The sequence below is a fragment of the Streptomyces sp. NPDC053513 genome (genome assembly GCF_044544765.1).
In the GTDB taxonomy this organism is placed as follows: Bacteria; Actinomycetota; Actinomycetes; order Streptomycetales; family Streptomycetaceae; genus Streptomyces; species Streptomyces litmocidini.
In genome coordinates this window covers 329,887-356,847 of record NZ_JBITXP010000007.1, presented here as the reverse complement: position 1 = coordinate 356,847, position 26,961 = coordinate 329,887, and the positions used below count along the sequence as shown (strand labels likewise).

Below are 26,961 nucleotides of genomic sequence, written 5' to 3'. Positions count from 1 at the left end.
CCGTTCCGGGCGCGGTCGTCAGGTGGCCGGGGCGGGTCATTCCGCCGTACGGGCTCCGCCGAAGAGGCGCTGGAGCAGGATGAAGACGAACAACAGGCCGCCGATGACGATGCGCGTCCACCACGAGCTGAGCGTGCCCTGGAAGCTGATGACGGTCTGGATCAGGCCGAGGACCGTCACGCCCAGCGCGGTGCCCAGGACGAAGCCGGAGCCTCCGGTGAGCAGCGTCCCTCCGATGACGGCGGCCGCGATGGCGTCGAGTTCCATGCCGACGGCGTGCAGGGCGTAGCCGGACAGCATGTAGAAGGTCAGCAGCAGGCCGCCGAGGGCGGAGCACAGCCCGCTCACGGCGTACACCGCGATCTTGGTGCGTCCCACGGGCAGGCCCATGAGACGGGCCGAGGACTCGTTGCCGCCCAGGGCGTAGACGGTGCGGCCGAAGCGGGTGTGGTGGAGGACGACGAAGGCGAGCGCCAGCACGACCAGGGCGATGACCACGGCGGGTGAGACGAACAGTCCCCCGGGCAGGAGCACCCGCGTCTGGGCGATCCGCGCGGTCGTCGGGTCGGTGAGGGAGATGGACTCGGTGCTGATCATGTAGCAGAGGCCGCGGGCGAGGAACATGCCCGCGAGGGTGACGATGAAGGGCTGGATCTCGAAGGTGTGGATCACCCAGCCCATGAGGGCGCCGCCTGCTGCGCCCACCAGCAGGACCAGCGGCACCGCCAGGGCGAGCGGCACGCCGTTCCGTTCGACGAGCCAGGCCGTCAGCATGGTCGACAGGGCGACCACGGAGCCGACGGACAGGTCGATTCCGCCGGTGAGGACGACGAACGTCATGCCGATCGCCACGACGAGCAGGAAGCCGTTGTCGATCAGGACGTTGAGCAGGACCTGCGCGGAGAAGAAGCCTTCGTACTGCAGGGAGCCGATCGAGAACATCGCGATCAGCAGAGCGGTCGTCACCATGAGCGGCACATGGGCGGCGTGGCGCACCGAGAACCGCTGGAGCGGCCCGGTGAGGGAGCTGAGGGCGGTGCTCACGGGTGGACCTCCTGTCGGCGGGCTCCCGCGGGGGCCGGGTCCAGGGCGGCCGGTCGGCGACGGCGCGAGAGTCGCGCGCGGAACGCGGGCGACTGGACGAGACACACGACGATGACGACCAGGGCCTTGAAGACGAGGGTGGTCTCCGGCGGTACGCCGAGGGTGTAGATCGTGGTCGAGAGGGTCTGGATGATCAGTGCGCCCAGGACCGTCCCGCCGAGGGAGAAGCGGCCGCCCGTCAGGGCCGTACCGCCGATGACCACGGCGAGGATCGCGTCCAGTTCGATCCACAGGCCCGCGTTGTTGCCGTCGGCGCTGGACACGTTGGAGCTGATCATCAGGCCGGCCACCGCGGCGCACACGGCGCTGACGACGTAGACCATGACCAGGAGCCCGGCCGCCCGGATGCCGACGAGCCGGCTCGCGACCGGGTTGCCGCCCACCGATTCGATGAGCATGCCGAGCGCGGTCCGTCGGGTGACGAGGGAGGTGACGGCGACGAGGGCCGCGGCCAGCAGGACGGCGAAGGGCAGGGTGAGCCAGTAGCCGCCGCCGATCATCTTGTAGGCGCTGCTGGACACGCTGATGATCTGGCCATCGGTGATCAGCTGGGCTACGCCCCGCCCCGCGACCATGAGGACCAGTGTGGCGACGATGGGCTGGACGCCGAGACGGGCGACGAGGAAGCCGTTGAGGAGGCCGATCACGGCGGCGACGCCGAGCGCCACGGCGATCGCCGACGTGACGGTGCCCGGGCTTCCGGGGTTCTGCGCGGTGGCGATGTGCTCGCACGCGAGCGCGCCGGCGATGGCCACCGTCGAGCCGACCGAGAGGTCGATGCCCCGGGTCGCGATGACCAGCGTCATGCCGAGCGACACCAGGATCAGAGGGGCGCCGAACTGGAGGATGTCGATCAGGCTGCCGTACAGGTGTCCGTTCTGGACGCGGACGGCGAGGAAGTCGTGGGTGAGTGCGACGTTGCCGAGCAGCAGGGCGGCCAGGACGGCGGCGGGCCAGAAGAGGCGGTGTCCGGTGAGCCGCCGGGCGCCGGGCGCCCGGGCCGGACGTCCTCCGGCGCCGGTGTCGTCAGGTGGTGTCATGAGGTGGCTCCGGTGGCGATGGTGCCCAGGATCCGGTCGGGCGTCAGGGTCGGGTCGTTGGGGAGGGTGGCGACGAGCCGGTGATCGCGCAGGACACCCACGCGGTGGCTCAGCCGCAGGACTTCCTCGAGCTCGGCGGAGATGAAGAGAACCGCGGTGCCCTCCGCGGCCAGCCGGGTGACCAGTCTCTGGATCTCCGTCTTGGCGCCGATGTCGATGCCCCGGGTGGGTTCGTCCAGGATCAGCAGCTCGGGGTCGGTGAGCAGCCACCGCGCGAGCAGCACCTTCTGCTGGTTTCCTCCGCTGAGGTTGCGGACCTGGGCCTCGGGGTCGGCCGGGCGGATGTCGAGGACCTCGGTCCACCGGGCGGCGATCTCGTCCTGCCGGGTGCGGGAGAGGGGCCTGGTCCAGCCGCGTGCGGCTTGCAGGGCCAGCACGATGTTCTCGCGGACCGTGAGTTCGCCGATCAGGCCCTCCGCCTTGCGGTTCTCCGAGCAGAAGGCGATCTTGTGGGCGATCGCGGCGCGCGGCGAGCGCAGGACGGCGCGCTCGCCGTCGATCCGGAGCTCGCCTCCGTCGGCGTGGTCGGCGCCGAAGAGCAGCCGGGCCGCCTCGGTGCGTCCGGATCCGAGCAGCCCGGCCAGGCCGATGACCTCGCCGCGGTGGATGTCCAGGTCGTACGGCTGGATGGAGCCGGTCCTGGCGAGCCCGCGGGCGCTCAGGAAGGGGGCGTCCGCGGACTCGGAGGCGGCCGTGGTGCCGGTGTGGGACGTCTCGGCCAGGTCGTCGAGGGTGCGGAGTTCGCTGCCGACCATGCGGTGTACGAGGGTGACGGGGGTCAGTTCGTCGATCCGGTACTCGCCTTCGAGGCGTCCGTTGCGCAGGACGGTCACCCGGTCGCACAGGTCGAAGACCTGGTCGAGGAAGTGGGTGACGAAGAGGATCGCGGCGCCCCGGTCGCGCAGTCGGCGCACCAGGGCGAACAGCTGGGCGACTTCGTCCCGGTCGAGGCTGGAGGTGGGCTCGTCGAGGACGAGGACCTTCGCCTTGATGTCCACGGCCCGCACGATCGCGACGAGTTGCTGGACGGCGAGGGAGTGCGCGCTCAGCGGCAGGCGGACGTCGAGGTCGAGTTCCAGCTCGGTGATGAGCTGTGCCGCGCGCCGGTGGAGGGCCGACCAGTGGACGAGTCCCAGGCGCCGGGGTTCACGGCCGATGAGGATGTTCTCGGCGACGGAGAGGTTGGGGCACAGGTTCACCTCCTGGTAGACCGTGCTGATTCCGGCGTGCTGTGCTTCCAGGGGTTCGGTGAACCGCTGGGGGCTGCCGTCGACGGAGACCGTTCCCGCGTCGGGCGGGTGGACGCCGGTGAGCACCTTGATGAGGGTCGACTTGCCGGCGCCGTTCTCCCCCATCAGCGCGTGGACCTCGCCGGGGAAGAGGCGCAGGTCCACGCCGTCGAGGGCGACGACGCCGGGGAACGCCTTGCGGATGCCGTGGGCCTCCAGGACCGGTCGGCCGGTGCGTGGGGGTGTGCGGGGGGTGGGTGGGGCTGTCATCCGCCCTCCTCTCCTGAGGGGCCGGGGGCGGCGCGGGAGCCGCCCCCGGTCCGGTGCGGGCGGTGGGTCAGTACTGGCGGCCGGGCAGGGCGGCCGCGGCCTGGTCCTGGGTGAAGACGCCCTCCTTGACCTCGACCCGCCGCGGGACGCTCTCCCCCGCCGCGACCTTCTTGGCGAGGTCCATGAGCTGGTCGCCGAGGAGCGGGTTGCACTCGACCACCACGTTGATCTTCTTCTCCTGCATGGCGACGAAGGCGTCCTTGATGCCGTCGACGGAGATCACCTTGATGTCGACGCCCGGCTTCTTGCCCGCCTCCTCGATGGCCTGGATGGCGCCGAGGGCCATGTCGTCGTTGTGGGCGTACAGGACGTCGATGTCCTTGTGGGACTTGAGAAAGGCCTGCATGACCTCCTTGCCCTTGGCTCGGGTGAAGTCCCCGGTCTGGGAGGCGACGACCTTGAACTTGGGGTCGCCCTTGATGGCGTCGGCGAAACCCGCCTTGCGGTCGTTGGCGGGTGCGGAGCCGGTGGTGCCCTGGAGCTCGACGAGGTTGACCGGCGCGGAGCTGCCCTCGTACTCCTTCACGAGCCACTTGCCGGCCTCCCGTCCCTCCTTGACGAAGTCGGAGCCGAGGAAGGTCCGGTAGAGGGAGGTGTCCTGCGAGTCGACGGCGCGGTCGGTGAGGATCACGGGGATGCCAGCGTTCTTGGCCTCCTTCAGGACGGTGTCCCAGCCGGACTCCACCACCGGCGAGAAGGCGATGACGTCCACCTTCTGCTGGATGAAGGTGCGGATCGCCTTGATCTGGTTCTCCTGCTTCTGCTGCGCGTCGGAGAACTTCAACGTGATGCCGGCCTTCTCGGCCGCCTCGCGTATGGACTTGGTGTTGGCGGTGCGCCAGCCGCTCTCGGCTCCCACCTGGGCGAACCCGAGCACCAGCTTGCCGTCGGAGGAGCCCTTGCCGGTGGTGCCGGTGGTCGCGGGCTCGGTGGTGCAGGCGGTCAGCACACTGCCGGCCAGGGCGGCGGCGACGATGATGCGGAGGGCTCTGTGGGCCATTGTCGTGGTTCCTCTCGGGACGTGCGTCGTACCAGGCGGAGCCCTGAAGGAGACGGGCCCGGTGAAGGCGTGGCTGCGCAGGGGTGGTTGAGCCGGGTGAGGCAGGACGAAGCGTCGGCCCCGACGATCGGCGGGCTGGCGAACGCGACACATTGTGAGCGCTAACACTGCTGTAACTCAAGGGCTTGTACGGCCGTTACCCGTTCTTGACGCGCAGGAGCGAGTCGACAGGGGAGTTCAGGTCGAAAGTTGTGAGCGCTAACACCTCTGTTCATCATTCCGTGCACGCAAGCGGAGGAGGGGCGACATGGTTCCCGCCCACGCGCGCACCCGGCCGGAGGGCCGGCGGGGCCCGGCGAAGCCCGGGGCCACGTCCACGCCGCCGGGATCCGCGGCAGCGAGCGTGATGTCCGCACGGGCCGCCGCCCCGCTCCGTACGTCCGCCGTGCGGTCACCCGGGCCACGAGCGGTCCGGCACCGTCTCGCCGTGGGAGAGGACGCCTCCGCTTCCCTGACCGGCCGCGCCTTCCGCACGGCACGGCTGACGCCGCTCGAACTCCTCACGTGCCGACTGGACATCGACGAGTTCGAGCGGGCTGCGGTCCGTCAGGCGCTGGCGCGGATGACCAGGCGCGTGGGGAGGATCAGCGGGGTGGGGTTCTGCCCGTTGACGAGCGCGACGAGCATGCGCGCCATCTCACGACCGAGACCCTCTACGGGCTGGTGCACCGTGGTGAGCGGCGGATCGGCGATCCGGGCCACGGCCAGGTCGTCGAAGCCGATCACGGCGACGTCGGCGGGGACGCGGCGGCCGCTCTCGCGCAGCGTGCGCAAGGCTCCCGCCCCCATGTTGTCACTGGCGGCGAACACCCCGTCCAGGTCCGGGTGGCGCGCCAGCAGCGCGGCCATGGCTTCCGCTCCGCTCGACTCGGTGAAGTCACCCGCCTCCGGCGGACGGGGTTCGAGACCCGCCGCCAGCATGGCGTCCCGGTAGCCGCGGTGACGGGCGCGCCCCACCTCGGTGTCCAGCCGCCCGCAGATCGTGACGACGCGGGTCCGGCCGAGCGAGATCAGGTAATCGGTCGCCGCGCGCGCTCCGCCGAGGTTGTCGACGTCCACGTACCACCGGGGGTCCAGACCGACCGGACGCCCGCCGAACACCACGGGAATCTCCGCCTCCTCCGCCGTACGGGCCAGCGGATCGTCCTCGCGCAGCGCCATCAGCATCACTCCGTCGGCCCCCTTGGACCGGAGAAGCCGCTCCACGCGCCGGCGTCCCCGGTCGGAGGCGGCCAGACACAGCATCAGGTGCAGCTCCGCGTCTTCCAGCGCGGCCGAGGCGCCCACGATCACCTGGGCGAAGAACGGGTCTGCGAAGATCGACGGATCCTCTCCCGAGACGACCAGGGCGGCCGCACCGGTCTGACGGGTCGCCAGCGCGCGGGCGGTCGGATGGGGAACGTAACCGAGCCGGTGGACGGCCCGTTCGACCGCCTCGCGTTTGGCGCGGCTGACGTGCGGGGCGTTGTTGAGCACGCGCGAGGCCACCGACCTCGAGACTCCGGCCAGTTCGGCCACCTCGTCGAGTGTCGACTGCCGTCGCGGCACGTCTTCGGCCATGATCCGCCTTCCTGCCGCGATCCGAACGCCTGGAAGACCGGGAGCGCTTCCAGTTCCAGGACTGTAAAGCCCGATCACCTTCATGTGAAGTGCCGGTTGCACGAGGCCACTTGACAGTGTCCATCGGTGCAACACACGATACGGCCACGCCCCGGACCCGCAGGCCGCAGACTGGAACCGCTTCCAATGGGAGCGCTTCCACAGATCTCCGTACGGCCGAGGCGTGCTGGTGTCCCGCCGGTCGACCCACCGCCACACGGGGACCTCGTACCACCGCACTTCCTCAGTGCGTCGCCCGCTCGGGACGAGAGCGCGCGACGCGTCCGCCGTCAGGAAACCGAGGTACAGCCATGCGCCGCAGAATCCGCGCCCTCGTCGCATCCCTCTCCGCGCTGCCGTTGGCGCTCGCCGTCGCGCCGTCCGCCCACGCGGCCGATCCGACCACCATGACCAGCGGGTTCTACGTGGACCCGGACTCCAGCGCGAAGAAGTGGGTCGCCGCCCATTCCGGTGACGGCCGGGCGCCCGCGATCAACGCGTCCCTCGCCAACACCCCCATGGCCCACTGGTTCGGCTCCTGGAGCGGCACCATCGGTACCGCCACGGGCGCGTACGTCGGCGCGGCGGACTCCCGGGACAAGCTGCCCGTCCTGGTCGCGTACAACATCTACCACCGCGACTACTGCGGCGGGCAGTCCGGAGGCGGCGCCTCCTCCCCGTCCGCCTACGCGAGCTGGATCGCCCAGTTCGCCGGTGGAATCGCCGGCCGCCCGGCCGTCGTCGTCCTCGAACCGGACTCCCTCGCGGACTACGGCTGCATGAACCAGGCCCAGATCCTCGAACGCCAGGGCATGATCAGCGGCGCCCTCGCCGAGTTCAACCGCCAGGCCCCCAACACCTGGGTCTACCTCGACGCCGGCAACCCCGGCTGGGTGAGCGCGGCGACGATGGCCCAGCGCCTCCACGAGGCCGGGCTCCGACAGGCGCACGGCTTCTCCCTCAACGTCTCGAACTACTACACCACCGCCCAGAACACCGCCTACGGCAACGCCGTCAACAGCGAGCTGGCCGCCCGCTACGGCTACACCAAGCCGTTCGTCGTCGACACCAGCCGCAACGGCAACGGCTCCAACGGCGAGTGGTGCAACGCCGCCGGCCGCCGCATCGGCACGCCCACCCAGCTGGGCGGCGGCGCCGAGATGCTGCTGTGGATCAAGGCCCCGGGCGAGTCCGACGGCAACTGCGGCACCGGGACCGGTTCCACGGCCGGCCAGTTCCTCCCTGAGGTCGCCTACAAGATGATCTACGGCTACTGACGACCGGCTCCTGTGGCCCGGCGTCCGCCGCCCCGCGAGCGGGCCACGGGTATCACCAGCCCTCCTCGCCCCCATCCCCCGACCAGGAGCCCTCATGAAGCCACGCAGCCTACGGCGCCGTGCGACCGCCGCCCTCGCGGCACTCGCGGCCTGCGCCGCCCTCACCGCGACGCAGGGGCAGGCGCAGGCCGTACCCGCCGGGGACACGCTCACCCCCGCCACGAGGTTCTACGTGGACCCGCACAGCAAGGCCGCCGAGCAGGCGCTCACCGACCTCGGGAACGGCGACTTCGCGAACGCCGTGAACATGGCCAAGCTCGCGAGCCGGCCGCAGGCCGAGTGGTTCACCGAGGGCACACCCGACGAGGTCCGGGCCGAGGTGAGAAGCCTGGTCCACAAGGCCCGGGTGGTGAACCGGACCCCCGTCCTGGTCGCCTACAACGTGCCGGGCCGGGACTGCAGCCAGTACTCCAGCGGCGGTGCCGCCTCCTCCGCCGCCTACCGGCAGTGGATCGACGCCTTCGCCGCCGGCATCGGCGACGGCAAGGCCGTCGTCGTGGTCGAGCCCGACGGCCTGGCCCTCCTCCCGAGCGACTGCGGGCCGGGCGTGGACCCGACCGGCGAACTCACGGCGGCCCGTGTCGCCGACCTCGCGTACGCGGTCAGGAGCATCAAGTCCAAGGCCCGCACCACGGTCTACCTCGACGCGGGCAACGTCCTGTGGCGGCCCGTGGGCGACATGGCGCGGCGACTGCTCGACGCCGGCGTCCAGGACGGCGACGGCTTCGCCCTCAACGTGTCCAACACCCACCCCACCGACCACAACGCGCGCTACGGCACCTGGATAGCGAAGTGCATGTGGTTCGCCACCGAGGGGCCCGAGCACGCCCGCGGCCACACCGACTGGTGCGCCACCCAGTACTACTCGTCCGCCGCGCCCAACGACGGCGCCCCCGGCAACGCGGTCGACTCCGCCGACCCCGCCACCTGGCGCTGGACCGACGCCTGGTTCGACCAGAGCGTGGGCACCCCGTCGAACGACGCCCTGCGCCACTTCGTCATCGACACCAGCCGCAACGGCCTGGGCGCCTGGACCCCGGAACCCGGCAAGTACACGGGCGACCCGGAGATCTGGTGCAACGCGCCCGGCCGCGGCCTCGGCCCGCGCCCGACCGCCGACACCGGTGTACCGCTCGTCGACGCCTATCTCTGGATCAAGATCCCGGGCGAGTCCGACGGCAGCTGCACCCGCAACACCGGCGGCACGATCGACCCCGAGTACGGCATCGTCGACCCACCCGCCGGCACCTGGTGGCCCGACCAGGCCCACACGCTGGCCCGCAACGCGGCACCGCGGCTGACCTTCGACCGCTGAGCTCCGCCCCTCCCCCGTCCGCGCCGGCCACGGGAAGCCTCTCGCCCGTGGCCGGCGGCGGTTCGTCGCCCGTCAGGTGGCGTGGTGAGGGGGAGGCGGCGGCATGGTGGGCAGCCCCGGCGGCGGTTCGGGCCACACGAGCAGCACCGGGCAGGGGGCGTGGTCGACGACGAAGCGCGCGGCGGGACCGAGGCTGTGCGGTCCGAGGTGGGTGCGGTCGCCGTCCCGGGCCAGGACCAGCAGGTCGCCGCCCTCGGCCGCGGCGACGACCTCGCGCTCGACGCGGCCGGTGCGTTCGACGCGCGTGCAGGGGCGGTCCAGACGGTCGGCGGCGTCCTGGAGGAGCTGCCGCGCGGAGGCGGCGGCGAGGTGTTCGAGGCGCGTGCCGGGATCCCTCTCGGGATGGCCCCGGCCGAGGAGTCCGGCGAAGGCGCCGTGTGCGGCGCCCGGGACGTCGGCGGGGGTGACGTGCAGGAGGACGACGTCGGCGTCCGCCGGGGTGTGGGCGCGGGCGGCGTCCACGCAGGCGCGCCAGGTGCCCTCGACGATCCAGACGACCACGGCCATGGGTCAGCCTCCTCCGATGACGGTCAGCGAGAGCCACAGTGCCAGTACGGCGGCGGCCAGGCTCGTGGGTACCGCGTACACGCCGAGCCGGGTGAACTCCTTCAGCTCCACCTCGCCGTCGTGGGCGTGGACGATGCGCCGCCACAGCAGGGTGGCCAGCGAGCCGGCGTAGGTGAGGTTGGGGCCGATGTTCACCCCGAGCAGGACGGCGAGGACGGCGCCCGGCCCCGACGGGGCGGTCAGCGGCAGGAGGACCAGGACGGCGGGCAGGTTGTTGATGACGTTCGCGAGGACGGCGGCCAGTCCGGCCAGGGCGAGGAGTTCCGGCAGGCCGGTGCCGTCGGGGATCAGGTGTCCCAGGGCGTCGTCGAGACCGTTGTCCACCACTGCCAGGACCACGATCCCGAGGGCCAGGACGAAGGCGAGGAAGGGCACGGAGGCGGCGCGGACCAGCGCGCGGGGAGTGGTGCGGCGCCGGACGAGGGCCCGTACGGCGAGGGCGAGCGCCCCTCCCAGGGCGGCCCACGCCGGGTCGACGCCGACCACCGAGGTCAGGACGAAGCCCGCGAGCGTGCATCCCACGGTCACCAGGGCGAACAGCGGCAGCGGCGGCGGTTCGACGGCTGCGGGGGCCTGCGCTCCCGCGTCCAGGTCGGTGGCGAAGAAGCGCCGGAAGACCAGGTACTCGACGGCGATCGCGGCCGCCCACGGCAGGGCCATCAGGGCGGCGAACCGGGTGAAGGTGAGCCCGCTGGCCGCGAAGGCCAGGAGGTTGGTGAGGTTGGAGACGGGCAGCAGCAGGGAGGCCGTGTTCGACAGGTGGGTGCAGGCGTACACGTGCGGCTTCGGACGGGCGCCGATGCGGGCGGCGGTGGCGAAGACCACCGGGGTCAGGAGCACGACCGTGGCGTCCAGGCTGAGCACGGCGGTGATCACCGATGCCGCCAGGAACACCTGGGCGAGCAGCCGACGCGGCTGCCCCGCCGCCGTACGCGCCATCCACGCCCCGCAGGCCTTGAACAGCCCCTCGTCGTCGCAGAGCTGAGCCAGCACCAGTACGGCCGCGAGGAAGCCGATCACCGGCCCGAGCCGTTCCGCCTCGGCCAGGGCGTCGTCGAGGGAGATGGCCCCGGTGGCGATGACCAGGACCGCGGCCGGGACGGCCACGACCGCCTCCGGCCACCCGAAGGGGCGAATGACCGCGCAGGCCAGCACGAGGACGAGCAGGGCCGCGGACAGGGTCTCCGCGAGCTGGGGGTTCAGAGTCGGGTCCTTCCGTCGTGGCGGTCGACCGCCTGCACCATTGTGTCGAACGCTACCCGCACGGGCGTCGCGCCCCGCGGACCGGCCGGACGGTCGGCTTCGCGTCATCGCGCCGGTCCCGTTGACGGTGTGGGCGGCCCTCACTAATCTGCGCTCAGATCCCCGCCTGGGAGCGCTCCCACGCCCAGGGTACGAAGCGGGACCGACGGACATGCCCACTTCGCACCGGCACGGACCCACAGCCGCGTCCCGGCCCACCGGGGCGACCGCCTCCGCCTTCCGGCAGGCGGCCCGCCCACCCCGTTGATCCCCTCACCCACCCACAGGAGCCGCACATGCCACCCTCTCGTTCGTTACGGCTCTCCACCGCCCTGCTGACGGGCGCCCTCCTCCTCGGCGGTCCCGCGACCGCTCCGGCCGTCGCGAGCCACACCGCCACGACGGCGGCGGCTGTGACCACGGCCGTACGCGTCAACCAGGTCGGCTACCTGCCCGACGGCCCCAAGCGCGCCACTGTCGTCACCACGGCGACACAGGCGCTCTCCTGGCAGCTGCGGAACGCGTCCGGCGCCCTGGTCGCCTCCGGATCGACCGTCCCGCGCGGCGCGGATACCCCCTCCGGGCAGTCCGTCCAGGTGGCCGACTTCTCCTCGTACCGGAGCACGGGCTCGGGATACGTCCTGTCCGTGGACGGCAACAGCAGTGCCCCCTTCGACATCCGCGCGGACCTCTACGACACCTTGCGTTCCGACTCGATGGCGTTCTTCCACCACCAGCGCAGCGGCATCGCGATCGACGCCTCCCTGGTGGGCTCCGCCTACGCGCGCCCGGCCGGACACCTCGGCGTCGCGCCCAACCGGGGCGACACGTCCGTCCCGTGCCAGGCCACCGTGTGCGACTACACGCAGGACGTCAGGGGTGGCTGGTACGACGCGGGTGACCACGGCAAGTACGTGGTCAACGGCGGCATCTCCACCTGGCTGGTCGTCAACTCCTTCGAGCGGGCCAAGCGGGCCGGCGGGGACGCCGCGCTGGGCGACTCGACCCTGCGCGTCCCCGAACGCGGCAACGGAATGCCCGACGTCCTCGACGAGGCGCGGTGGGAACTCGACTTCCTGATGCGCATGCAGGTGCCCGAGGGAAGGCCGTACGCGGGCATGGCCTTCCACAAGGTCCACGACGCGGCCTGGACCGGCATGCCGCTGCGTCCCGACCAGGACGCGCAGCCCCGCGAGCTGCACCGGCCGTCCACGGCGGCGACCCTCAACCTCGCGGCGGCCGCCGCGCAGTGCGCCCGGGTCTTCCGCCCGTACGACTCCGCGTACGCCGACCGGTGCCTGTCGGCCGCCCGCCGGGCCTGGACCGCGGCCCAGGCCAACCCCGCCCTGTACGCGTCGGCTTCGGACAGCACGGGCGGCGGCGCCTACGAGGACACGCGGGTCACCGACGAGTTCTACTGGGCGGCCGCCGAGCTGTACGCGACGACCGGCGAGAGCGCCTACCGGGACGCGGTCACCTCCTCCTCCTGGCACACCTCCGCCGACGCCTTCAGCCCGTACGGCTTCGGCTGGGCGGACACGGCCGCGCTCGGCCGGCTCGTCCTGGCCACCGTCCCCAACGGCCTGCCCGCCTCCGACCTGGCCCGGATCAGGTCCTCGGTGACGGCGGCCGCCGACGGCTACCTGTCCAGGATGGCCGCCCAGGGCTACGCCGTGCCCGTCCCGGCGGACGGGTACTTCTGGGGCTCGAACGGCGAGGTCGCCAACGACGCGATCGTGCTGGCCGTCGCCGGCGAGCTGACGGGCGACGGGCGCTACCGCGCCGGCGCGCTGGAGACCATGGACTACCTGCTCGGCCGCAACGCCCTCGGCGTGTCGTACGTGACCGGCCACGGCGAGAGGTCCTCGCAGAACCAGCACCACCGCTTCTGGGCCCACCAGTTGGACGCCGCCCTGCCCCACCCGCCGGCCGGGTCGCTCGCGGGCGGTCCCGACAGCGCGCTCCAGGACCCGGTCGCGCAGGAGAAACTGACCGGCTGCGCACCCGCCGCCTGCTACGTCGACGACATCGGCTCGTACTCGACCAACGAGGTGGCGATCAACTGGAACGCCCCGCTGGCCTGGCTCGCCGCCTACGCCGCCGAGCGAACCTCCACCGGCGGCGAACCGCCCGCCGCCGCCTGCGCGGTGACGTACGCGGTGGACAACGTCTGGGACACCGGCTTCACCGCGACCGTCACCGTCAGGAACACCGACCGGACGGCCGTGGACGGCTGGCAGCTGACCTGGGCCTACCCGGGCGGCCAGCGCGTCACGAGCGCCTGGAACGCCACCGTCACCCAGAACGGCACCGCCGTCGGCGCCCGTGACGCCGGCTGGAACCGGGTGATCGCCCCCGGTGCGACCGCGACCTTCGGAGTCCAGGGCACCCACACGGGCTCGAATCCCTCCCCCGCGGCCTTCACTCTCAACGGGAAGGCCTGCGCCTGATCCGCGGTCGGCCGGGACCGGGCGGAGGCGTCCACCCGGCCCCGGCCGTCGCCGTGCCCGGCCGGACCCCCACCGCCAGGACCCCCGTGCGCCGGCTCCTCGCCCGCCCGACGGTGGTGATGGTGGTTGCCGAGGCGGTCATCGAGCTGTCGGCGTACGCGTGAACGTCCCCTCCCCCGTGTACGGACGTCGGAAGAGTTCTCCTCGGAAACCGAGAGTCGCCCAGACGGCGTCGAGCAACTTCGTGCGGCGTTCCGGTGCCCGGGGCCGGTCGGCACGGGCAGGGCCGCTACCGCGACCCGGAAGGAAGGGTTTGCTCCGCCCAGATCACTTTCCCCTCCCGGTGGTACCGGGCGCCCCAGCGCCCGGCGAACTGCGCGACCAGCAGCAGGCCGCGCCCGCCCTCGTCGAAGGTCCGCGCACGACGCATGTGGGGAGCGGTGCTGCTGGCGTCCGAGACCTCGCACGTCAGGGTGTCCTGAAGGATCAGCCTCAGCTGGACGGGGCTCCTGCCGTACCGGATCGCGTTCGTCACCAGCTCGCTGACCACCAGCTCCGTGGAGAAGGACAGCTCCTCCAGCCCCCAGGCGGCCAGTCTGTCGGACGTGAAGCGACGCGCCCGGGACACGGCCGCGGGATCGGAAGGAAGGTCCAGGGCGGCCACATGGTCGCGGTCGAGCGCCCGGGTACGCGCCACCAGAAGGGCCACGTCATCGGCCGGGCCGGTGGGAAGCAGCGCGGCCAGGAGCCGGTCGCAGACCTCCTCCGGCGAATCGGACCCGTGCCCGAGGCCGTCGCGCAGCACCGCCGACAGGGAATCCACGTCGTGTCCGGAACGGGCGACGAGACCATCGGTGAACAGGACCAGCAGGCTTCCCTCCGCCAGTTCGAACTGTGCCGTCTCGAAGGGGAAGCCACCCAGCCCCAGCGGGGGGCCGACCGCCACGTCCGGGAAGTCCACCGACCAAGAGGCCGGACCGTCGCCGCCGGTGCTCGAAGGTTGCGCCACCGCCGGCAGCGGATGCCCCGCGCCGGCCAGGGAGCACAGCCGCGAGACGGGGTCGTAGACCGCGTACAGACAGGTGGCGCTGGTCTCCCCGTCCTGTCGCTCCTCCTCGCGCCCGAGGCGGATGACCACGTCGTCCAGATGTGTGAGCAGTTCGTCGGGCATCAGGTCGATGTCCGCGAAGGCGCGGACGGCCGTCCGCAGCCGCCCCATCGTGGCCGCGGCGTGGATGCCGTGCCCGACGACGTCGCCGACCACCAGGGCGACGCGTGCCCCGGACAGGGGAATCACGTCGTACCAGTCGCCACCCACGCCCGTGTGCGTACCGCTGGGCAGGTACCGGGACGCCGCCTCGACCGCGGACTGTCTCACCGTTCCCCGGGGCAGCAGGCTGCGCTGGAGCGTGAGGGCCGTGTCCCGCTCGTGGGTGTACCGGCGGGCGTTGTCGATGAACACCGCGGCTCTGTCCGCGATCTCCTGGGCCAGGAGCAGGTCGTCCTCGTCGAAAGGGGGAGTCGGCCGGCGGCGGAAGAACTGGGTGAGGCCCAGCGTGGTCCCGCGAGCCCGCAGCGGCAGCAACAGCAGGGAGCCGACATCGGGGACAGGCGTGAGGCCCGGTGCTTCCTGCCGCTCAGGGACATCCGTCGCGGGCATGTGGCGCAGGAGGGCCTGACCCGTGGCCAGTGCACGAGCCTGTTCCGACCCCGTGGGGTAGGTGAACACCCCGTCCGCGCCGGCTACGGAGACGGGAAAGTCATCGAACACGGGCTGCTGGGCGATGCGCCGAAGTCCCGGTGCGTCCTGTGTCGATCGCCTGCTCTCCTCATGAAGAACGGAACAGAACAGATCGACGGTGACGACATCGGCGAACCCGTCTGTACCGACCTCGGCCAGTTCTTCGGCCGTACGAGCGGTGTCGAGCGTCGTCCCGATCCGCCTGCCCGCTTCGTTGGCGAGGATCAGGCGCCGCCGCAGCAGCAGGTCACGCTCCTTCTGGTACACGGCCGCGATCTGCTCCGAGGCACGGTCCACGTACTCGAACGCCGTGGAGACCAGCTTGACCGTCGCTGCGCTGATCAACTCCCAGTCGTCGGAGAGGCGGGCGGCTTCCTCCTGCAGTTGCTGCAGGAGGCTCAGGTGGCCGAGTCGGTACGCGCGCAGGGAGTCACTGATCGACACACCACGCCGGGCAAGCTGAAGGCCGACCTCCAGGGCCACCTCCGGCGCCTCCACATCAGCGACGTCGAGACGCCCCTCGAGCACGTCCAGGAACGTGGAGACGTGCGAGACGCCCTCCTCCAGCGCCAGCGCCGCCAGGTCCTCGTGCTCCAGCAGCGCGGGGAGCTCACCGCGCACGACCTGCAGCAGCTCGTCGGCCGACTGCTCCACCCGAGGCCTGAACTCCCGGGCAAGACGACAAAGGAACACTTCGGCATCAGGCCTCATAGGACGAGCCTACGGAACGCCCAGGTCATGCGCCTCTCGTCCTTCGCGGCCGCGTCCCGTCGAGCCGCGTCCCCGGCACTGAGCGCCCTCGGACTCGGCGGCGGAGCCGGCCCTGATAATCGACGACTGCTCGACGCCCACCGGCATCGGCGCACCCGGGTGAACGTCCCACCCCGGGCTCTTCCCGCCGCGGCCGACGAACAGGAACAGGAAGGAACCGGTGGGGCGGCGCGGGCCCTTGATCCCGGAGCGGGCTCGGATGACGGCGTCCGCGACCAGTTGCACTGCCTCGTCCTGGCCGATCACGCGTTCGTGGAGGATCTCGTCGAGGCGCAGCAGCTTCTTCCGTTCGCCCTCGAGGAGGCGGCTGACCGGGATGCCGGTCCAGCGGGAGACGATGGAGGCGATCTCATCCTCGGTGACGACCTCGCGCAGCAGGCGGCGTCCGCCCTGCCTGACGGCGAGCCGGTCCTCTTCGGCTCGCAGGCGCCGCTCGAGCTCGGGCAGCCGGCCAGTTCCCGGTGCAGCTCCGACAGGCGGTCGCGGCCGGCCGGGTCCTCCTCCTCGGCCAGGGCCGCCTCCTCGATCTCCAGGCGGCGCACGCGGCGGCTGAGCTGGTCCAGCTCGGCGGGCATCGAGACGATCTCGGTGCGTCGGTGCCGGGCTCCAGGAGGGCCAGGGGGACGTGGCGGCGTACCAGGTCGGGTGCGGGCCGGTGAAGGCGGCGAACTCGTCGATGCCGACGCCGGCCGGGTACGCGCCGTACACGGCGGTCACGCGGGCGAGCGGGTAGCGGTTGCGGTGGTGGTGCGCCATGGGTGCTCATCCCCTTCCGCCGGCTGGGGCGCGCGGGTCGAAGCGGGACCGGGCGGCCAGGCGCTCGAACAGCTCGCGCTCGGCGGGCGTCAGGTCGGCGGGAACGGCGATCCTCACCTCCGCGTACAGGTCACCGGCCGGGCCGCGCGGGTTGGGCATGCCGCGTCCCCGCAGCCGGAGCCGGCGGCCGCTGGAGGAGCCCGGCGGCAGGTCGACCCGGGCCGTTCCTCCGGGAGTGTCCACGGGGACCGAGGCACCGAGCGCGGCCTCCCACGGTGCGACGGGGAGGTCGACGGTGATGTCGCGGCCCTCCACCCGGAAGCGGGGGTGCGGGGCGAGACGTACCCGCAGGTACAGGTCACCGGCGGGGCCGCCGCCGCTGCCTGCGCCTCCCTGCCCCGCCAGCCGGATGCGCTGACCGTCCGTCACACCGGGCGGGATGGTGACCTCGTAGCCGCGCGGCCCGGAGGCGGTGTCGAAGGTGATGCGCCTGCGGCCGCCCGTGTAGGCGTCCTCGACGCCGAGCGTGATCTCGGCTTCCCGGTCGGCGCCGGGCATCCGCCCGAATCCGCCGGTGCCGGCGCGTCCACCGGCGCCGGTTCGGCCACCGGCGCCGCCGAACAGTCCGCCGAGCAGGTCCTCGAAGTCCGTGCCGCCGAAGCCGGTCGCACCGAATCCGCCGGCGAAGCCGGGTCCGCCGCCGGTGTCGACGTACACCCGTCGGCCGCCTCCCGCGCCGAACGGGCCGCCCGGCCCGCCGGGTCCGGCCGCGGCGCCTTCGGGCACCTGCTGCCAGGCATGCCCGTACCGGTCGTAGCGCTTGCGGTGGTCGGGATCGGAGAGCACCTCGTACGCCTCGCCGATCTCCTTGAAGCGCTCCTCCGCGGCCGGGTCCTCGTTCAGGTCGGGGTGCCAGCGGCGGGCCAGGTTCCGGTACGCGCGCTGGATCTCCTCCGTACCGGCGGTACGGGACACCCCCAGCACGTCGTAGTAGTCACGGTTCGTCTGCGCCATCGACCACACCACCGATTCCTGTCGTGCCTCTCAGCTCCGTGCCTCTCGTTCGTCCGGTCCGGCCTGCACGACCACCGTCGCGGGCCGCAGCAGGCCGCGGTCGCTGCCGTAGCCGGCGCGCAGCACCTGGACGACGGTGCCCGGCGCGGTCTGCGGCTCCTGACGGACCTGCGCCGCGTCGTGGAGGACGGGGTCGAAGGGTTCGCCGACCGCCGCGATCCGCTGGTAGCCGAGCCGGGCGAGCACGGCGTAGGCCTGCCGGCACACCCCTTCCACACCGGCGATGATCGCCTCCGGGTCGGCCGCGGCGTGCTGGAGAGCCAGTTCGAGGTGGTCCACCACGGGCAGCCAGGCCTCGCTCACCCGGTCGCGCTCGGCACGACGTACCTCCTCCAACCGCCGCTCGTAGCGCTTGCGCTGGTTCTCCGTCTCCGCCACGGCGCGCTGCCACCGGCCGTGCAGCTCCTCGACGTCGAGCTCCGGCAGCACGGGAGCAGCACCGGAGCCGTCGGCGTCCTCGGCCCCCGGGCGGACCTCGCCGGAGCCGACGGCGGGCTCGGGGCTCCGTCGGTCCTCGCCGGCGCTGGCCGGGCCCGGTCGCGGGCCGTGCTCCCGTGCCTGGTCCTCTGCCCCGTCGTACCCCGCCGTGTCCCTCGTCGGGGCCTCGGGTTCCCGTGTCTCGTCCTTCATCGTCGATCACCCACTCCGCAATCCGGTCCGGCTCTCCTCGCGCTCCGTCACCGCGCCAGGCCCGTCACTCAGGCCTGAAGTCGGCGTCGATCACGTCGTCCTGGTCGTCCTCGGCAGTCGTGAAGGTTTCGCCGGGCCGGGGTTGACCGACATGTTGGGGTCCTTGCCGCCGGTCAGCCGTCGCACCCGCGCCCGCACCGCGGGGATTCGGGTCGATCCGCCGACGAGGATCACCTCGTCGAGGTCGTCGGGGGTCACCTCGCCGTCCGCCATCGCCTGCCGGACCGGTCCCGTGCGCCGTTCGACCAGATCGCCGGTGAGCTGTTCGAAGGTCGACCGGGTCACGGTGGTCGTGAGGTGCTTCGGACCGGCGGCGACCTCGTAGGAGACCCGTTCCGCCTCCACGTCGATCTCGTCGAGGCGCCTGCCGACGAACCGCTTCGCCGAGTAGACGGTGCCTTGGGGATTCAGTACGGCCTGGCGGCGCGCCATCTGCCCGACGAGCCGTTCACCGCTCTCGGTGAACGCCACCACCGACGGCGTGGTGCGGCCGCCCTCGCTGTCGGTGATCACCCCCGGTCGGCCGTCTTCGTGGACGGCGACCACGGAATTCGTCGTACCAAGATCGATACCCACAGCCTTGGCCATCGCTCGCCTCCACGCACTACTCGCTCCGAGCGCGTCCTGCCTCCGGGCGCGGCCTGCTCGCAGGGACCGGGTCATCGCCCTGGCTCCACAAAGTTCATATATCCACGGGATAAAACTTGAGCCTCCTCTTGTCAAGAAGAATGCCGAGAGTTATACAAGAAGCGTCGGCACGCGATCGAACGGCACACACGCGAAGGAGTTGATGATCAGATGCTGATGCGGACCGATCCCTTCCGTGAGCTGGACCGACTCACTCAGCGCGTGTTCAACGGCGCGCAGGGGCCCGCGGCGATGCCGATGGACGCCTGGCGCGAGGACGGCGCGGTGTGGGTCAAGTTCGACCTGCCCGGCGTCGACGCCGATTCCCTGGACCTGAACGTCGACAAGGACGTGCTGACCGTCCGGGCCGAGCGGAAGCCGGAGATCAAGGAAGGCGCGGAAACGGTGATCTCCGAGCGCCCCACCGGCACGTTCAGTCGCCAGCTGTTCCTCGGGGAGACGCTGGACACGGAGAACATCGAGGCCACGTACGACGCCGGTGTGCTCAGCCTGCGCATCCCGATCGGCGAACAGGCCAGGCCGCGCAAGATCCGGATCGGCACCGGCAAGCGCGCGGACAGGGAACTGCAGCCGTGACGGGGTGAAGGGGCGTCCCGCCGGACCGGGCCCGGGACGGCGGGCACCCGCAGCCGGGTCCCACGGCGCCGGCTCGCCGTGGGACCCGGCTGCGCCCGCAAGCCCCGCATGTCCCCGCAAGCGACGTGCCCGCATGTCCCGCTGCGGCTGCCGCGCCTACGGAGACCGCCCGGGCGTGCCCGGACAGGACCTCTCAGGACTCCGTACCGGCCGCGCCCGGGAAGAAGGTGATCAGGGTGGCGGCACCGTCCTGATCCACGACTCTGACAGCCGGCTCGGGAACGTCCACCGTCGAGACGTCGATCTCTCTCGGGTGCCGCACCATGTGTCGCAGCACGACGGGATAACGCGGCGAGTCACCGCCGACGGCGACGATCACCACGTCGTCCTTCGGGTCGTACGTGAGGTACGAGAAGGGCAGCCGCTCGGCTTCGTACTGGTGCCCGATCGCCATGTCGAGCACTTCGATGCTCACGAGGCGCCCGCCCTGCGCCTCGGTGAGCTCCTCCAGCGCGGTCACCCAGTGACCGCGGTCGGACACGTCGTTGCCTGCCATGACCTCGATCCTCCTCCACACGCTTCTGGCGAATCGTCGCCTTCCGTCCTCGTCCTCTTCTCGCCCCTCCCCCGCCTCCGCCCTCCCGGCTTCCGCCTCACGTGGCCGCGTCGGTGTCCGGCTGCCGCGAGGCGGCGACCTCGGTGCCGGCGCTGCCGGACCGGCGGTCCTCCCCGTGCCGGCGGGCGGCGAGCCGGACCGCCCGCACCGCACCGTCCGAGTCGACGGTGGACACCGCGAGGCGGGCGAACCGGCGGCCCGGGAACAGTTCCACCACGGCCACCGGGCCCGGAGCCCGGACGGCGACGAAGTCGACGCCGGCCGCATGCCGCCTGGTGCCCGTACAGAAGCGCCCCGGGCGGCAGCGACCTCGTTCGGCGGTCCCCCGCAGGGCCCGCCACCAGTCCGGCTCGACCCAGGCTTCCCGCACGTCTCCGAGGGGAACCCGTACGCCCTTGCGACGGGCCAGGAGCGCCTCCCTCCATGACAGCCGTACGACCACGTCGTCGTTCTGGACCAGCAAGTGGGGCACCGCCCTCGACCTCCTCCTCTGACGCGGGAGACCTCCGTGTACCGGTGCGCTCAGCCGGTCGCCGCCGCCCCGGCGCGCTCCATGGGCGGCCCGAACTGCTGCGGCTGGCTGTGGGCGGACGCGCCGAGCAGCGGAGCGCCATGCCGCTCGGGGCGGTGGCCGGGCGCGTCGACGATGCTCTCGCGCGGGGTGTCAGCGGGTCCGGGGGCCGCCGGAATACGCCTGCGGGCGAGGATGCGGCCCACCCACCTGCGACCGCACCCCGGGCACGGGGCGGCACCGGCAGGGGTGTACGGCGAGGGCACGGCCACACCGTCGCGCGAGAAGTACTCCCAGTCGCCGCCCTGACCGTCCCGGTACTGCTGGACGTCGTAATCGGTGCTCCACTCGTGCCAGCAGTGCCCACAGGTGAACTGGACCCGCTCGAGTGCGAGTTCGATGATCATCTCTCTCACCTCTTTCCCCGGTCCGGCACGGGTTACGGTCTCCTCTCCCTTCGAGCAATTATGTCGACAAAATACAGCAGAGGTTCATGCCTGACCTCGAATGGCCTTACGACAAGGAGGCCGTTCGGGAACAACGGCCGGTACCTCTTGAATCTGCGCCCGCGGCGGCCTATGAACGTGTGGGAGGCCTTTTTGTCGGCCCCTCCGGCTCCGGCAGGAACGCAGGAGGCGAGAAATGTGACCGCATCCAGGCGACCGGACTACTACGCGGTGCTCGGCGTCGACCCGACCGCCTCGGTCAAGCAGATCACGAGCGCCTACCGCGCATCGGTCCGCGCTCTGCATCCGGACGCCCACCCGGAGCGACGGGCCCAGCCCCAAGAGCTCGACGAGGTGATGACCGCCTACGGCACGCTGCGTGACGCCCGGAAACGGGCGGAGTACGACAGGCACCGCGCGGCCGGTTCCCCACACGGAGCGGCGACGCCCGCGGCCGCGGTGCCGGTGCGGCACACCGGGCGCCCCGCACGGCCGTCCGTACGAGCTGTGTACGTCGTGGTCGTCGGCCCGGCATCGACGCCGCGGCACCGCGGTGCATGGCTCGAGGCGGGGCCCGTCCGCATCGGGTTCTAGCGGGCGGGAGACGGCTGGGGCCACGGTGCCGCCGACGCCTGGTCGAGGGTGAACAGCGCGCCGTCCGGGTCGCGCAGTGTCGCCTGCCCCTTCCCCGCCGGCCACGGGCCGTCCTGGACGATCGTGCCGCCGTTCTCCACCGCCGATGCGGTGGCCGCCTCCAGCGACGGGACCGTGAAGTGGACCAGCCAGCGGGGCCGCAGGTGCGGCTTGGGGGCGGCTTCCTCGACGGGCCCGCTGTTGAGTCGCGCCACGGCTTTGCCGTCGCGCCGGAGGACGACCTGGTCCTCCTCGTAGGAGATGTCGCAGCAGCCCGCGCCCTCGGCGCCCCAGTCGAGGACCTCTCCGTAGAAGAGGGCGGCGTCGAACGCGTTGCGGGTGTGCAGCTCCAGCCACAGCGGGGTCTGTCCGCCGACCCGCCAGTCGGACAGGACGCGCCCCTCCCAGATCCCGAACGTCGCGCCCTCGCGGTCGGCGACCAGAGCCGCCCGCCCGCTCGGCGGGTAGGGGACCGGGCCCACGCCGACCGTACCGCCGCGTTCCCGGACCCTCGCCACCGCGACGTCGGCGTCGTCGACCGCGAAGTACGGCGTCCAGGCGACGGGCACCGCGAACTCACCGGCGACGGCGGCGACCCCGGCCACCGGCGTGCCGTCCACCTCGGCGACGGAGAACGCCCGGCCCAGTGTGCCCCGCCGGAAAGACCAGCCCAGAACGGTGCTGTAGAACCGTTCGGCGGCGCTCCGATCTCGCGCCGCGAGGCTCAGCCAGCAGGGTGCGCCGATCAGATCGGAGGTGACGAGGACCATGGGTCGCTCTCCTTTCCGGCCGGTGTACGCCGCGGGTGGGCGGCGCCTTCCGTCGCGCCGGCCCCGGTCGTCCACCAGAGGTCACCGCCCGCCCAAGAGCCTCTTGACGGGCGGCAGGAAGAGAACTACCTAATTGTGTTGACCAGACGATTCTCATGATTTACCCCCCTCGGAAAAGCGGCAAGGCGGCCGCGGGCGGAGGGAGGCGGCCCCCATGGACTACCTTTCTGTCTCCTCCTACCACTACGACGGATTTCCTGTCATCGAGGTCTCGGGCGAGCTCGACTTCGAGACCCGTGAGCAGCTGGGAAAGCGCCTGCACAAGGTCATCGGCACCCACGACCCGGCGCATGTGATCGTCCACCTGAACGGCCTGGAATTCTGTGACGCGGCCGGCCTCGCCGTACTCGTCGCCGCGGACCGCCAGGCCAGGCAGCGGTCCGGCGGGCTCCGGCTCGTGAGCCGGAAGCCGTCGTTCAGGCGCTTGTGGGAGGCCAGGGGGCTGAGTGACTCCCTGCCCCTGTACGAGAGCCTGGCCCAGGCCGCCGGCCAGTCTGTGGGGACGAGAACCGGCCAGAAGTGATCAAGCGTCCCGCTTCCCGTACGGAAGCGCGACCGAGAGGTCCGCGAGCAGGTCGGCCGACCCCTCGGTCCGGGTCAGGAGGATTCGGCAAGAAGGCGGTTGACCAGAGTGGTGAGCTGGGCCGGGGTCTTGGCCCGGGCGAACTCCTCATCCTCGATCGCCACCCCGAACACGCGCTCCAGCCTGCTCAGCGTCTCCAGCAGGGCCAGGGAGTCGTACCCCAGGGCGGTGAATTCGAGGTCCTCGGGACGGTCGGTGGCTTCGACCGGATCGCCCTCGCCGGCGCAGTCCCGGATGATCTCCATGAGTCCGTCGGTCGTCAGCTGCTTCATGGTCGTCTGTTCTCCTGTCACTTGTGGGAGGCGGCCCGGCCGGACCGGCGCGGGCCCTTCACGACGAGGGCCGAATTGAATCCGCCCCGCCCTCGGGCGAGGATCAGCGCCGTGGCGAGCGGAGCCCGGCGCGCCGTCGTCACCAGGTCGACGGCGTACGCGGGCAGCGGTCGCGCGACGTTGACGGTCGGGGGGATGACGCCCTCGCGCAGCGCCAGCAGGGCCGTGGCCACGTCGAGTGCGGGGCCGCCGGCGCTGAGGCGGCCGGTCATGGTCTTGGGCGCGGTCACCGGGACCCCGTGGGGGCCGAAGAGCACGCGCAGCGCCTCGGCCTCGACGGCGTCCTCCTCCAAAGTGCCCGCCGCGTCCGCGAAGACGACGTCGACCTCCTCGGGGCGGAGCTCGGCGTCGTCGAGGGCGGCCCGCGCCGCCCGCAGCAGGTTCGGGGGTCGTCCCGAACCGGGCGGCGGGTCGAAGGTGGCCGCGTAACCCGCCAGCCGCCCGTAGGGGCGGCCGGCCCCGCGGTCCCGGGCGCTCTCCTCGTCCTCCAGGACGAACAGGGCGCCGCCCTGCCCCGGCACGTACCCGCCCGCCTCGGCGTCGAAGGGCCGGTAGGCGCGGGCAGGGTCGGACTCCTCGCTCATCCTGTCGGTGCTGACGTGGGCCACCCAGCCCCAGGGGCAGGGGGACCCGTCCACGGCCCCGGCGAGGACCATCGGCTGTCCCCGGCGGAGCTGGCGGCGGGCCTGCCCGAGGGCGTCGAGTCCGCCGGCCTGTTCGGTGACCAGGACGCCCGCCGGACCGCGCAGCCCGTGCCGGATGGAGATCTGGCCGGTGTTGACGGCGTAGAACCAGGCGAAGGACTGGTAGGCGCTGACGTGTTCGGGGCCGCTGCCCCAGAGCTTCTGCAGCTCCCGTTGGCCGAATTCGAAGCCGCCCGCCGAGGCCGCGGTGACGATGCCCGCTCCGAACTCCGGCAGCCGGGCGGGGTCGACCCCGGCGTCGGCCAGGGCCCAGTCGGAGGCGACCAGGGCCATCCGGGTCATGTCGTCGGTCTGGGGCAGGAGGCGGCTGGGCAGATGGTCCTCCGGGACGAAGCCCGCCACCTCGCCGGCCAGCCGGCTGGGGTAGCTCTCGGCGTCGAAGCGGGTGACGGGGCCGATCGCCGAGGCGCCGCGCAGGGTGTTGGTCCAGTGCTCGGCGTGGCCCAGGCCGGTCGGGGCCAGCACCCCCATCCCGGTGACGACCGCGTCCGCGCTCACGCGGCCGACCGTCCGCGCGCGTCGGGCCCGGACAGCACCATGGCGCTCTGGAAGCCGCCGAATCCGCTGCCGACCGTGAGGACGTTCTCCACCGGCAGGGGGCGGGCCTCCAAGGGTACGTAGTCGAGGTCGCACTCCGGGTCGGGCTCGTGCAGATTGGCCGTGGGCGGGACCACGTCGTGGCGGATCGCGAGGGCGCAGGCGGCGATCTCCAGGGAGCCGATGGCGCCCAGGGAGTGGCCGAGCATCGACTTGATGCTGCTGACCGGGGTCCGGCGGGCGTGCTCCCCGAGGCTGCGCTTGAAGGCAGCGGTCTCGTGGCGGTCGTTCTGCTTGGTCCCCGAGCCGTGGGCGTTGACGTAGTCGATCGCGGACGCTTCCGTACGGGCCCCGGCGAGCGCGACCCGGATCGCCTCCGCCATCTCCAGACCGTCGGGCCGCAGACCGGTCATGTGGAAGGCATTGCTGCGGCTGGCGAATCCGGTGATCTCCGCGTACACCTCGGCGCCTCGGCGGAGGGCGTGCTCCCTTTCCTCCAGGACGAAGACCGCGGCCCCCTCGCCGAGGACGAAGCCCCGGCGGGTGCGGTCGAAGGGCCGGGAGGCCTCGGCCGGGCGGTCGTTGTCGGGGCTCGTGGCCTTGATGGCGTCGAAACAGGCCACGGTGATGGGCGAGATGGGCGCCTCGGTGGCGCCGGCCACCATCACGTCGGCCGCCCCCTCCACGATCAGATCGGCGGCCCGGCCCACCGCGTCCAGTCCGGAGGTGCACCCCGTGGAGACGAGCGAGACGGGCCCTTCCGCCGCGATGCGGTCGTGAGCGACCTCGGCGGCGATGGAGCTGGGTACGAAGTAGTCGAAGAGGTGCGGTACGGCGTAGGTGTGGTCGACCAGCCAGTCGCCACCGCTGTCGCTGACGACCGCGTACTCGTTCTCGAGACTCGTGGTGCAGCCGACGGCGCTGCCGATGACCACTCCGATCCGGGAACCGTCGAGGGCGTCGCGGTCGATCCCGCTGTCCTCGATGCTTTCCCGTGCCGCGACGACCGCGAATTGCGCAGCGCGATCCATACGGCGGATCTGCCGGGGTGTCAGGCCTTCCGCCGAGGGGTCGAAATCACATTCCGCAGCTATTCGGGAACGGTAGGCGGTGGCGTCGAACGCGGTGATGGTGCGGGTGGCGGTGCGACCGGACGTCAGAAGGTCCCAGAACGGCTTCACCCCGATGGCACCCGGGGCCACGATCCCTATTCCTGTGATGACCGCACGGCGATTAACTGTTGTTTTCATCCGCCTCCCCCTCCACCGGAGCCTTTGCCCCGCACATTACGGAGCACAGCCCCGTGTCGGCTTCAACAGAAATGTCCACGGAGCGAGGGTGCGCGGAATGCCTCGCATTCAGCTCAATGGCGCGTGGAGGGGGGCGGAGAGCCTTGACACGGGCGGCGGAAGGGTGTCGGACGGGTCGGCCGGGGGTGCCGGTGCGACGCGCCTCCGTTGGAATCTCGCTGGAGGAACGCTCGAACCGAGGACTCGGGTCGGCCTCGGACACCCCTCCGACCGGGCACTCTGTCGCGGTTCCGGCGTACGACGGGAGGAACTTCGACCGGCCGGCGAGCCCCTCGGGCGGGGCAACGGCACGCGGCACGTGGCGGGAAGAAGTACCCGTGCGCATCAGCTTCCGGCATACGCCTCGGCCCCGACTCACCAGTTGGAAGGGCGAATCCCCGTCGAACGCGAAGTCGACGAGGGGGCCGGATATTGGCCACTCGGAGACGAGCGCGGCTTTACGGGAACTTTTCCAAGGTGCCACGAGTCCGGGCTTCACAAAAAGGACATTCCGAGCCGGTTGCCGGTGACGCACCACGGCCCCTGGAATCCACGGGAGGACATTGACCAGTCGATTTCAAGGATCTACCGTGAAGTCGAGGTGATCACGGTCGACGGCGAAGTGCGCGCTCCCGCACGAGGAGCACGGCACCGCTGCGGGAGGCGATGTGAAAGAGACAGGCAGGAGCGCGATTGCCGCGCCCCCGGACCGCATTGACGCATTCACGAGCCCCTTGCCTTCACCCCGGTCCCGTCCCCGGGCCGGCGCGCCCAGACCGAACCGCCGCGGGCGGACGTGGGGAGCACGACAGGCTGCGCATGACTTACATC

23 protein-coding genes and 2 pseudogenes are annotated in these 26,961 nt (G+C 71.8%); 6 read left to right on the top strand and 19 right to left on the bottom strand.

The features are described 5' to 3' along the window. Window positions 1-36: 36 nt before the first annotated feature. From yjfF to ACIGW4_RS15435, 5 genes are all read right to left on the bottom strand, one after another. Window positions 37-1,044: a galactofuranose ABC transporter, permease protein YjfF gene (gene yjfF, locus ACIGW4_RS15455; RefSeq protein WP_399580811.1), complete on the bottom strand. Its 1,008-nt coding sequence runs from the start codon at window positions 1,042-1,044 to the stop codon at window positions 37-39. Next, the gene (locus tag ACIGW4_RS15450) at window positions 1,041-2,144 is read right to left on the bottom strand and encodes an ABC transporter permease (protein ID WP_399580808.1); all 1,104 of its coding nucleotides are present in this window, start codon (window positions 2,142-2,144) and stop codon (window positions 1,041-1,043) included. The genes yjfF and ACIGW4_RS15450 overlap by 4 nt, the downstream gene beginning before the upstream one ends. Further along, window positions 2,141-3,703: a sugar ABC transporter ATP-binding protein gene (locus ACIGW4_RS15445; protein ID WP_399580805.1), complete on the bottom strand. Its 1,563-nt coding sequence runs from the start codon at window positions 3,701-3,703 to the stop codon at window positions 2,141-2,143. Before ACIGW4_RS15445 ends, ACIGW4_RS15450 begins: the two co-directional genes overlap by 4 nt. Before the next feature lie 67 nt (window positions 3,704-3,770). Beyond that, a complete protein-coding gene (locus ACIGW4_RS15440) occupies window positions 3,771-4,763 on the bottom strand; it encodes an ABC transporter substrate-binding protein (RefSeq protein WP_399580803.1) in 993 nt (330 codons plus the stop codon). Window positions 4,764-5,369: 606 nt separating this feature from the next. Beyond that, window positions 5,370-6,383 carry a LacI family DNA-binding transcriptional regulator gene (locus ACIGW4_RS15435; protein ID WP_123456852.1) on the bottom strand — a complete coding sequence of 338 codons (1,014 nt, stop codon included), beginning with the start codon at window positions 6,381-6,383 and terminating at the stop codon, window positions 5,370-5,372. 350 nt (window positions 6,384-6,733) lie between these two features. On the opposite strand from ACIGW4_RS15435, the gene ACIGW4_RS15430 reads away from it, so the two are divergent. Beyond that, window positions 6,734-7,699 carry a glycoside hydrolase family 6 protein gene (locus ACIGW4_RS15430; RefSeq protein ID WP_399580798.1) on the top strand — a complete coding sequence of 322 codons (966 nt, stop codon included), beginning with the start codon at window positions 6,734-6,736 and terminating at the stop codon, window positions 7,697-7,699. A gap of 94 nt (window positions 7,700-7,793) precedes the next feature. After that, window positions 7,794-9,074 carry a glycoside hydrolase family 6 protein gene (locus ACIGW4_RS15425; protein WP_399580795.1) on the top strand — a complete coding sequence of 427 codons (1,281 nt, stop codon included), beginning with the start codon at window positions 7,794-7,796 and terminating at the stop codon, window positions 9,072-9,074. A gap of 72 nt (window positions 9,075-9,146) precedes the next feature. Here the strand turns inward: ACIGW4_RS15425 and ACIGW4_RS15420 are convergent, their stop codons facing one another. After that, entirely contained in the window at window positions 9,147-9,641 is a 495-nt protein-coding gene (locus ACIGW4_RS15420) for a universal stress protein (protein ID WP_123456849.1), read from the bottom strand. Window positions 9,642-9,644: 3 nt separating this feature from the next. Next, a complete protein-coding gene (locus ACIGW4_RS15415; protein ID WP_399580860.1) occupies window positions 9,645-10,904 on the bottom strand; it encodes an SLC13 family permease in 1,260 nt (419 codons plus the stop codon). Window positions 10,905-11,239: 335 nt separating this feature from the next. On the opposite strand from ACIGW4_RS15415, the gene ACIGW4_RS15410 reads away from it, so the two are divergent. Further along, window positions 11,240-13,393, top strand: coding sequence for a glycoside hydrolase family 9 protein (locus tag ACIGW4_RS15410; protein WP_399580792.1), 2,154 nt, complete (start codon window positions 11,240-11,242; stop codon window positions 13,391-13,393). A gap of 289 nt (window positions 13,394-13,682) precedes the next feature. Here ACIGW4_RS15410 and ACIGW4_RS15405 read toward each other — a convergent pair whose 3' ends face one another. From ACIGW4_RS15405 to ACIGW4_RS15385, 5 genes and pseudogenes are all read right to left on the bottom strand, one after another. Further along, window positions 13,683-15,845, bottom strand: coding sequence for a SpoIIE family protein phosphatase (locus tag ACIGW4_RS15405; RefSeq protein WP_399580790.1), 2,163 nt, complete (start codon window positions 15,843-15,845; stop codon window positions 13,683-13,685). A gap of 201 nt (window positions 15,846-16,046) precedes the next feature. After that, window positions 16,047-16,498 (bottom strand): annotated as a pseudogene (locus ACIGW4_RS15400) (type VI secretion system ATPase TssH); the annotation flags it as partial. Between the two features lie 169 nt (window positions 16,499-16,667). Next, on the bottom strand, window positions 16,668-17,675 hold the full coding sequence (locus tag ACIGW4_RS15395; RefSeq protein ID WP_399580787.1) for a DnaJ C-terminal domain-containing protein: 1,008 nt from the start codon (window positions 17,673-17,675) through the stop codon (window positions 16,668-16,670). 30 nt (window positions 17,676-17,705) lie between these two features. Further along, window positions 17,706-18,365: a nucleotide exchange factor GrpE gene (locus ACIGW4_RS15390; RefSeq protein ID WP_399580784.1), complete on the bottom strand. Its 660-nt coding sequence runs from the start codon at window positions 18,363-18,365 to the stop codon at window positions 17,706-17,708. 138 nt (window positions 18,366-18,503) lie between these two features. Beyond that, window positions 18,504-19,013: pseudogene (locus tag ACIGW4_RS15385) on the bottom strand (Hsp70 family protein); the annotation flags it as partial. A gap of 210 nt (window positions 19,014-19,223) precedes the next feature. Here ACIGW4_RS15385 and ACIGW4_RS15380 point away from each other — a divergent pair. Continuing rightward, window positions 19,224-19,649: an Hsp20/alpha crystallin family protein gene (locus tag ACIGW4_RS15380; RefSeq protein ID WP_123456845.1), complete on the top strand. Its 426-nt coding sequence runs from the start codon at window positions 19,224-19,226 to the stop codon at window positions 19,647-19,649. A gap of 193 nt (window positions 19,650-19,842) precedes the next feature. On the opposite strand, the gene ACIGW4_RS15375 is transcribed toward ACIGW4_RS15380, so the two are convergent. The 3 genes from ACIGW4_RS15375 to ACIGW4_RS15365 form a co-directional block, all read right to left on the bottom strand. Continuing rightward, complete coding sequence (locus ACIGW4_RS15375; protein WP_123456844.1) at window positions 19,843-20,205, bottom strand: DUF5335 family protein; 363 nt, start codon at window positions 20,203-20,205, stop codon at window positions 19,843-19,845. Between the two features lie 97 nt (window positions 20,206-20,302). Next, a complete protein-coding gene (locus tag ACIGW4_RS15370; protein ID WP_399580782.1) occupies window positions 20,303-20,737 on the bottom strand; it encodes a hypothetical protein in 435 nt (144 codons plus the stop codon). Window positions 20,738-20,787: 50 nt separating this feature from the next. Then, the gene (locus tag ACIGW4_RS15365; RefSeq protein WP_398706413.1) at window positions 20,788-21,183 is read right to left on the bottom strand and encodes a hypothetical protein; all 396 of its coding nucleotides are present in this window, start codon (window positions 21,181-21,183) and stop codon (window positions 20,788-20,790) included. 237 nt (window positions 21,184-21,420) lie between these two features. Between ACIGW4_RS15365 and ACIGW4_RS15360 the strand changes: the two genes are divergently transcribed. Next, window positions 21,421-21,816 carry a J domain-containing protein gene (locus ACIGW4_RS15360; RefSeq protein WP_398706412.1) on the top strand — a complete coding sequence of 132 codons (396 nt, stop codon included), beginning with the start codon at window positions 21,421-21,423 and terminating at the stop codon, window positions 21,814-21,816. Here the strand turns inward: ACIGW4_RS15360 and ACIGW4_RS15355 are convergent. After that, the gene (locus tag ACIGW4_RS15355; RefSeq protein WP_123456842.1) at window positions 21,813-22,625 is read right to left on the bottom strand and encodes a VOC family protein; all 813 of its coding nucleotides are present in this window, start codon (window positions 22,623-22,625) and stop codon (window positions 21,813-21,815) included. The genes ACIGW4_RS15360 and ACIGW4_RS15355 overlap by 4 nt on opposite strands. A gap of 214 nt (window positions 22,626-22,839) precedes the next feature. Between ACIGW4_RS15355 and ACIGW4_RS15350 the strand changes: the two genes are divergently transcribed. After that, the gene (locus tag ACIGW4_RS15350; RefSeq protein WP_399580778.1) at window positions 22,840-23,208 is read left to right on the top strand and encodes an STAS domain-containing protein; all 369 of its coding nucleotides are present in this window, start codon (window positions 22,840-22,842) and stop codon (window positions 23,206-23,208) included. A 74-nt stretch (window positions 23,209-23,282) separates the two neighbouring features. Here ACIGW4_RS15350 and ACIGW4_RS15345 read toward each other — a convergent pair whose 3' ends face one another. From ACIGW4_RS15345 to ACIGW4_RS15335, 3 genes are read right to left on the bottom strand one after another with little or no spacing between them, the layout of a single operon-like run. Further along, on the bottom strand, window positions 23,283-23,540 hold the full coding sequence (locus ACIGW4_RS15345) for an acyl carrier protein (protein ID WP_399580775.1): 258 nt from the start codon (window positions 23,538-23,540) through the stop codon (window positions 23,283-23,285). A gap of 17 nt (window positions 23,541-23,557) precedes the next feature. Then, the gene (locus ACIGW4_RS15340) at window positions 23,558-24,802 is read right to left on the bottom strand and encodes a ketosynthase chain-length factor (RefSeq protein ID WP_359589583.1); all 1,245 of its coding nucleotides are present in this window, start codon (window positions 24,800-24,802) and stop codon (window positions 23,558-23,560) included. Then, a complete protein-coding gene (locus ACIGW4_RS15335) occupies window positions 24,799-26,091 on the bottom strand; it encodes a beta-ketoacyl-[acyl-carrier-protein] synthase family protein (protein WP_398706411.1) in 1,293 nt (430 codons plus the stop codon). Before ACIGW4_RS15335 ends, ACIGW4_RS15340 begins: the two co-directional genes overlap by 4 nt. Between the last annotated feature and the right edge of the window lie 870 nt (window positions 26,092-26,961).

Excerpts from the sequence above, each read along its gene's own strand:
- ACIGW4_RS15450 (WP_399580808.1), bottom strand. The coding sequence starts at position 2,144 with ATGACACCACCTGACGACACCGGCGCCGGAGGACGTCCGGCCCGGGCG.
- ACIGW4_RS15445 (WP_399580805.1), bottom strand. The coding sequence starts at position 3,703 with ATGACAGCCCCACCCACCCCCCGCACACCCCCACGCACCGGCCGACCG.
- ACIGW4_RS15440 (WP_399580803.1), bottom strand. The coding sequence starts at position 4,763 with ATGGCCCACAGAGCCCTCCGCATCATCGTCGCCGCCGCCCTGGCCGGC.
- ACIGW4_RS15435 (WP_123456852.1), bottom strand. The coding sequence starts at position 6,383 with ATGGCCGAAGACGTGCCGCGACGGCAGTCGACACTCGACGAGGTGGCC.
- ACIGW4_RS15430 (WP_399580798.1), top strand. The coding sequence starts at position 6,734 with ATGCGCCGCAGAATCCGCGCCCTCGTCGCATCCCTCTCCGCGCTGCCG.
- ACIGW4_RS15425 (WP_399580795.1), top strand. The coding sequence starts at position 7,794 with ATGAAGCCACGCAGCCTACGGCGCCGTGCGACCGCCGCCCTCGCGGCA.
- ACIGW4_RS15420 (WP_123456849.1), bottom strand. The coding sequence starts at position 9,641 with ATGGCCGTGGTCGTCTGGATCGTCGAGGGCACCTGGCGCGCCTGCGTG.
- ACIGW4_RS15410 (WP_399580792.1), top strand. The coding sequence starts at position 11,240 with ATGCCACCCTCTCGTTCGTTACGGCTCTCCACCGCCCTGCTGACGGGC.
- ACIGW4_RS15405 (WP_399580790.1), bottom strand. The coding sequence starts at position 15,845 with ATGAGGCCTGATGCCGAAGTGTTCCTTTGTCGTCTTGCCCGGGAGTTC.
- ACIGW4_RS15395 (WP_399580787.1), bottom strand. The coding sequence starts at position 17,675 with ATGGCGCAGACGAACCGTGACTACTACGACGTGCTGGGGGTGTCCCGT.
- ACIGW4_RS15390 (WP_399580784.1), bottom strand. The coding sequence starts at position 18,365 with ATGAAGGACGAGACACGGGAACCCGAGGCCCCGACGAGGGACACGGCG.
- ACIGW4_RS15380 (WP_123456845.1), top strand. The coding sequence starts at position 19,224 with ATGCTGATGCGGACCGATCCCTTCCGTGAGCTGGACCGACTCACTCAG.
- ACIGW4_RS15375 (WP_123456844.1), bottom strand. The coding sequence starts at position 20,205 with ATGGCAGGCAACGACGTGTCCGACCGCGGTCACTGGGTGACCGCGCTG.
- ACIGW4_RS15365 (WP_398706413.1), bottom strand. The coding sequence starts at position 21,183 with ATGATCATCGAACTCGCACTCGAGCGGGTCCAGTTCACCTGTGGGCAC.
- ACIGW4_RS15355 (WP_123456842.1), bottom strand. The coding sequence starts at position 22,625 with ATGGTCCTCGTCACCTCCGATCTGATCGGCGCACCCTGCTGGCTGAGC.
- ACIGW4_RS15350 (WP_399580778.1), top strand. The coding sequence starts at position 22,840 with ATGGACTACCTTTCTGTCTCCTCCTACCACTACGACGGATTTCCTGTC.
- ACIGW4_RS15345 (WP_399580775.1), bottom strand. The coding sequence starts at position 23,540 with ATGAAGCAGCTGACGACCGACGGACTCATGGAGATCATCCGGGACTGC.
- ACIGW4_RS15335 (WP_398706411.1), bottom strand. The coding sequence starts at position 26,091 with ATGAAAACAACAGTTAATCGCCGTGCGGTCATCACAGGAATAGGGATC.